The organism is Desulfobacula sp. (assembly GCF_030145145.1).
In the GTDB taxonomy this organism is placed as follows: domain Bacteria; phylum Desulfobacterota; class Desulfobacteria; order Desulfobacterales; family Desulfobacteraceae; genus Desulfobacula.
Genome location: NZ_JAQYWD010000082.1, coordinates 1 through 5,069 on the forward strand (window position 1 = coordinate 1; position 5,069 = coordinate 5,069).

4 protein-coding genes and 2 pseudogenes are annotated in these 5,069 nt (G+C 41.0%); all 6 read right to left on the minus strand.

The window, feature by feature from the left end; all coding sequences use genetic code 11:
* Nucleotides 1-316: pseudogene (locus Q1Q15_RS25255) on the minus strand (hypothetical protein); the annotation flags it as partial.
* 211 nt (nucleotides 317-527) lie between these two features.
* Entirely contained in the window at nucleotides 528-1,382 is an 855-nt protein-coding gene (locus tag Q1Q15_RS25260; RefSeq protein ID WP_300465531.1) for a DUF4338 domain-containing protein, read from the minus strand.
* Complete coding sequence (locus Q1Q15_RS25265; RefSeq protein WP_300465534.1) at nucleotides 1,379-3,067, minus strand: IS66 family transposase; 1,689 nt, start codon at nucleotides 3,065-3,067, stop codon at nucleotides 1,379-1,381. The genes Q1Q15_RS25260 and Q1Q15_RS25265 overlap by 4 nt, the downstream gene beginning before the upstream one ends.
* A 23-nt stretch (nucleotides 3,068-3,090) precedes the next feature.
* Nucleotides 3,091-3,741 (minus strand): annotated as a pseudogene (locus Q1Q15_RS25270) (DDE-type integrase/transposase/recombinase); the annotation flags it as partial.
* Nucleotides 3,742-4,132: 391 nt separating this feature from the next.
* Nucleotides 4,133-4,606: a hypothetical protein gene (locus Q1Q15_RS25275; RefSeq protein ID WP_300465536.1), complete on the minus strand. Its 474-nt coding sequence runs from the start codon at nucleotides 4,604-4,606 to the stop codon at nucleotides 4,133-4,135.
* On the minus strand, nucleotides 4,603-4,941 hold the full coding sequence (locus Q1Q15_RS25280) for a hypothetical protein (RefSeq protein WP_300465538.1): 339 nt from the start codon (nucleotides 4,939-4,941) through the stop codon (nucleotides 4,603-4,605). The genes Q1Q15_RS25275 and Q1Q15_RS25280 overlap by 4 nt, the downstream gene beginning before the upstream one ends.
* Nucleotides 4,942-5,069 lie beyond the last annotated feature (128 nt).

Consider the following 5,069-nt stretch of genomic DNA (forward strand, 5'->3'; position numbering starts at 1 on the left):
GCCATTCAATATTCTCTTCAGAGGCAATCCCAGCATCCATGACAATAGTTGCTTTTGAGGGTTCAAATATATCCGGAGATAGCCTTTTTCTTTCCATTCCCTTAATCATTTTTTCCAGGGTTGCAGGTTCACTTACGTTTCCCTCAAATATTTTGCTACATTTTGGAAAACCACTGCTGTCCAGCATCAAGGCCAGGGTTACCAGGGGACAATCGTAACGTTTCTCTTTGGAATGTCCGAGAGCACCCAATTCATTTGTTTTCCCACTGCCTTCAAAATAGGTGTTTATAAGGTCATAAAGGGCGGTGGATGTCAAGCAAGTTGTCGCCTTTTCCTAAAATGATTTGCCAACTTTCCCGCAAAATCTTCTCATGGGTTCCGACGGGTAATTGTGGCCCATTCTCACCCATGAGAAGATTTTGCTAGCGCATCGCTATTTTCAACATTTTATGCCACCTTCTTCATCTTTTCTGAAGGTTTTTTAACTTTTTTAAATTTCTGTAAATATTCGGGTTAGTCATCAGGAGTCAAGTTTTTAGCAATGTTCTAAATTTTTTCTCCAGAGGATACACCCAGATATCTTTGATGGGAACACTAATTTTGCCCATGGGGCCAAGTTTTCCACGACCGTTGGTCTCTCCAACCTTGATCCAGTTGCTGGCTTTATAACAAGTACCGGCAAAACGGTTTTTTTGTACAAATGATTCCATCAGCACAGGTCGGATGTTATATCGTTTTTCCCAGTCATCCGGAAGGCTCCGGATCATTAAGGAAAGAATCTTTGAAGCTATATTTTTTGATTGGATCCAGGGTAAAATTAAAAATCTAGCATTATTGATAACCAGATGTAAATTTGTCTTTCTTTGATCATGATTCCATCCTATGAATTGATCCCTTGGTGCTGTTTGCCATGCGGCTGCTCCAAAACCTGTCAATGCCACAATTTGTTCCCCGACAGTGATAAAATATCGCAACTGAGCCCCGGGCAAGGGAGAATGACCAAGATAATGATATCTTTGAATGTATTCATTCCATAGAGTTGAGGTGGCTTTGGTGACGATTTGCAAATGCAGTTGTGGCAGCTGATTAACAGGGCATACCAAAGGATCCTGGGGGTCAGTTGCAGGTGTGAATAAAATTGTTCTCACAGGCTGTTTCTTCCGAGTAGATGGAGGCAGTTGTATCAATCCATCCTTGTCCATACGCAACATGGCAACACGGCACGACATGTCCTTGAGCTTTCCGTCAGGTTTTAACCATTGAAGTATCTGGCAAACTTCAGTGGAGAGCCGTGTTCTGTTGAATCCTGGGTTGTGTTTTATCAGGGATTGAATCTGTTCAAGTTCGACGGAAGTGAACTTGCGTCCACAGTAACGGATCATGATGTGTCAGGTGGGCGGGAAAGATTTTGTCTGCACCCCTTGTCCATTTCCCATGGAAGAAAAACAGATAGATCTTCAGGTGCCTTGCCGTGATTTTCAGCACAGGCGATCAGGTACGCCCTTAACCAGTGATTGCAGTTGATTTCCCATAAACCCAGGGTTTGAAAAATGGAGAACATTATTGCTGCCAGTTCGGAACTCCATTTACTGCCTGACCCATAAAAATTTTTCCGCCCTGTCACAGGGTTTCGAATGGATTTTTCTCCGGGATTTTTATCCATAGGCACTTCAGGGTGTTCAACAAATACGCTTAAGCCCTTCCAATGATTCTTAAGGCTTGTCAAAATCTTGTATTTAACTCTGATCAACAGATCTAAATTAGGGTCATCAGGATCGTGGGATGTTATAAAATTGTCTCGTTCCTGGACGATCGCGTCCATCTTTTCAACGAGTTTCCCATGCAGTTCTTTAAATAATGCGTCTTGCCATTGAATGGGAAGTTGTTGATCAAACAGTTTACAACGATGGTTATTGATATGATACAGCTCTCCAATTTTTTCAACCCAGTAAAGAGCCCACTCTTCCAGGGTTGGATATTTTCTGGCAGCATCCAGATAGTCTCTTCGTACATGTGCCCAGCAAAAGGCCAAAACAATAAATGGCATCTGTCTTGCCAGGGATTTATATGCACTGTACCGATCACAGATTACAATAATTTTTTGCTGTTGTGTATTTTTAAAATATTCCACGGGAACATCGGCACCACGGCCCGGTGCAATCTGGAAATAAACAACGGATACAGAACGGCTGACCCATAACCACCAACGATTGCCAATTTTATTATCAACGGTCTCAAAAACCTTCCAACTGCTTTCATCATTATGGAACCGATCTTCTGTCATTTGATGGTTGTAAAGTGCATCATAAACAGGTTGGAACATTGTCTTTAGTGTTTTTAAACCACCGGCAATGGTTCCTGGAGAAATAGGTAGGCCAAGCTCTGCATATTGATTCAAAAGACGATTGGTTGGCTGGCAATAATGGAATTTGGTTAAAAGGACTGCTTCCCAGATTTGAATCTCATATGGACTTTTGGGAATAACATTGACAGGTATTGGCGCCGTAAGTTTATCCGCTACCCCCTTGCAACAACAGCCTTTTTTCATACTTTGCCGGTTGTATATACGGACATGTGCCTTGACGTTAACTGAATATCGAATTGATTCTTTTTCCCCATCCTCATGTGAAATGTATGGTTTTCCGCATACAGGGCATATTGGCGTTTCATCGAAGACCACTGTTTCTTCTTTCACTGGAAGATCGGGACGTTCGGTAAGTCCATGCCCATTACTGCCGAGTTGTTGGCCTCGAGGACGTTTGGTTTTTGGATCTTTTGGCTTTCCATTCTCTTCCTTGGCACTTGGCTTTTCGCTTTTCTTCCCAAATATACGATGCCTCAGATCACGAATTTGCCCTTTCAGTTTCTTGATCGTTTGCTGGAGTATTTTTTCACGGAGAATGGCTTTGCCATGCATTGCCCGCCAATACCCCACAGCGGATTTTAATTCCAGATACTCTTTTTCAAAGATGCGAATTTGTGGAGAGGATTCGTCCAATCCATCAATGGCTTGAATATTTATTTCCTGGGGCTTTAGTGGCAGTATTTTTTGACAAGAAGAATCCATGCTTCTTCGTATATCAAATTATTTTACTCGTGTCCCGAACTTTTTTTAAACCGATGATAAAAAAAATGACTAACCCGAATATTTACAAATTTCTTTAAGACAACCTCTGTGGCAGGATTCCAATTTCTTGTTTTTCCTGACCATCTTTCAGGATTCTTTGATTTGGCTTCCTGATATACCTGCTGACGGTTTGCAAGAATTTTTACATCTTTGCCATTATGCCTGTCCTCCGGGGTGACAAAATGGATACTGCTATGCAGATGCTCCTTATTATACCAGTGAATAAAGCGATTGGCCCACTCTCTGGCATCATATATGTTTTCAAATGATTTGTCCGGATATTCCGGCCGATATTTCAATGTCCTGAACAATGATTCTGAGTATGGATTATCATTGCTGATCCTGGGTCTGCTGAATGAGGGAATGACTCCCAAATCCTGAAGTTTTGCAAGCATGGTGGCAGATTTCATGGGAGATCCGTTATCAGAATGCAAGGTCACTTGTTTTTCTGAAATTTTTTCTCGGAGACAGGCATCAGTTATCAGCTCTGCTGCCAGGTCTCCGGATTCATGTTCATAAACTTGACACGCCACAGCTTTTCGGCTGTATAAATCCATCACCATATACAGGTAAAAAAACCTGCCCCTCACCGTTGACGGCAAATATGTGATATCGGTGTTATTCCGATGTCGGAATAATTGGGATTATTCCGATAATAAAGTTATTCCGATTCTTCACTAAAAAGCAGGAAAAACACATGTATTTCATCAAAAAAGCCGGAATAATTTTTTTGACGTTATATAAATCCATAAAGCCGCTTAAGCATATAATCAAGCTTTGAGTCCTCAAATAAGTAGGATAGGTTTTTTTTTACCCCCTTTATATTATTATTAGTTCGGATTCCACGGCAGTATTCAATGATTGCAGTAATTTCTTCTGCTATTATTTTAGATTTCATTGATTGGTCCCCTTTCTTTTTATGAAATTATTTATAGAATAAGAAAAAGAGAAAAACTCAAGTGTATACAGTTATTATTCCGATTTTTATAACCAGAAGCAGTTGATTTATGCTGCTTTGCAGTGAAGAATCGGAATAATATTATCATCGGAATAATCCCAACTCCACAACTGATTCGGGCCATATGCAATCAAAGGATCAGGACTGTGCCTTTTTGCAGGCAGGCTTGATTGGCGGTGCATATTCATTTTTAATTCACGAAGTATCCTGTACATGGTTGATTCAGAGCCTATATAAATTCCCTGGTCAACGAGTTTCGGCACAATCTGATTTGGATTGGACTCAGCAAATTCAGGCGATTCTAATACATTAACTATCTGGGTCTTCTCATCATCAGAAAATTTATTGTCAGGGGCGGCTCGAGAACCCTTTCGGCTGTCCAACAGACCATTTTTGCCCCACCGTTGGAGAGTTCGAATGGTCAGTCCCAATAATTGGGCGGCCTTGCTTTTTCGAGCTCCGGATTTACAAGCCTCTAAAATCAAGTTCAACACAGTTTGTTTGTCTTTTTGGCTTATCAATCGTCCTCTGGCTCCCCCCAAATCTCTTGGGCTTTTTTTTTTAGAACCAGCAAGGCTGCAGTTTCTGCAAGAGCTTTATCTTTGCGGGATAAGTCTTTTTTTAAAGCAGCGATTTCTTTTTTAAAATTTCTGTCTTTTTCAATCTGTTCTTTATTTGATTTTGGAATCATTGCTGATATGGCATCTTTTTTCCACTGGTCCAGATTATGGATGAAAATACCGGTTTTGCGGCACCAGGCAGTGCATTCTTCAGTAGTCATGGAACCCGTTTTAATTATTGCTGCAATACGTTCTTCGGCTGCCCAGTCCTTGGGGCGTTTTTCTTTTGATTTCAATTTCAGAGCTCCTGACATTAGCCAAATTTAAATGCAGCTTATGCAGCCTTAAATATCAGTTTCAGCTCTGTCCCGGGGTATAAAAAATTTTCCTTGTTTACTATGTCACAAAGCTCCCCCAAAGACTC

Coding starts and splice junctions, on each gene's coding strand:
- Q1Q15_RS25260 (WP_300465531.1), bottom strand. CDS start 1,382: ATGATCCGTTACTGTGGACGCAAGTTCACTTCCGTCGAACTTGAACAG.
- Q1Q15_RS25265 (WP_300465534.1), bottom strand. CDS start 3,067: ATGGATTCTTCTTGTCAAAAAATACTGCCACTAAAGCCCCAGGAAATA.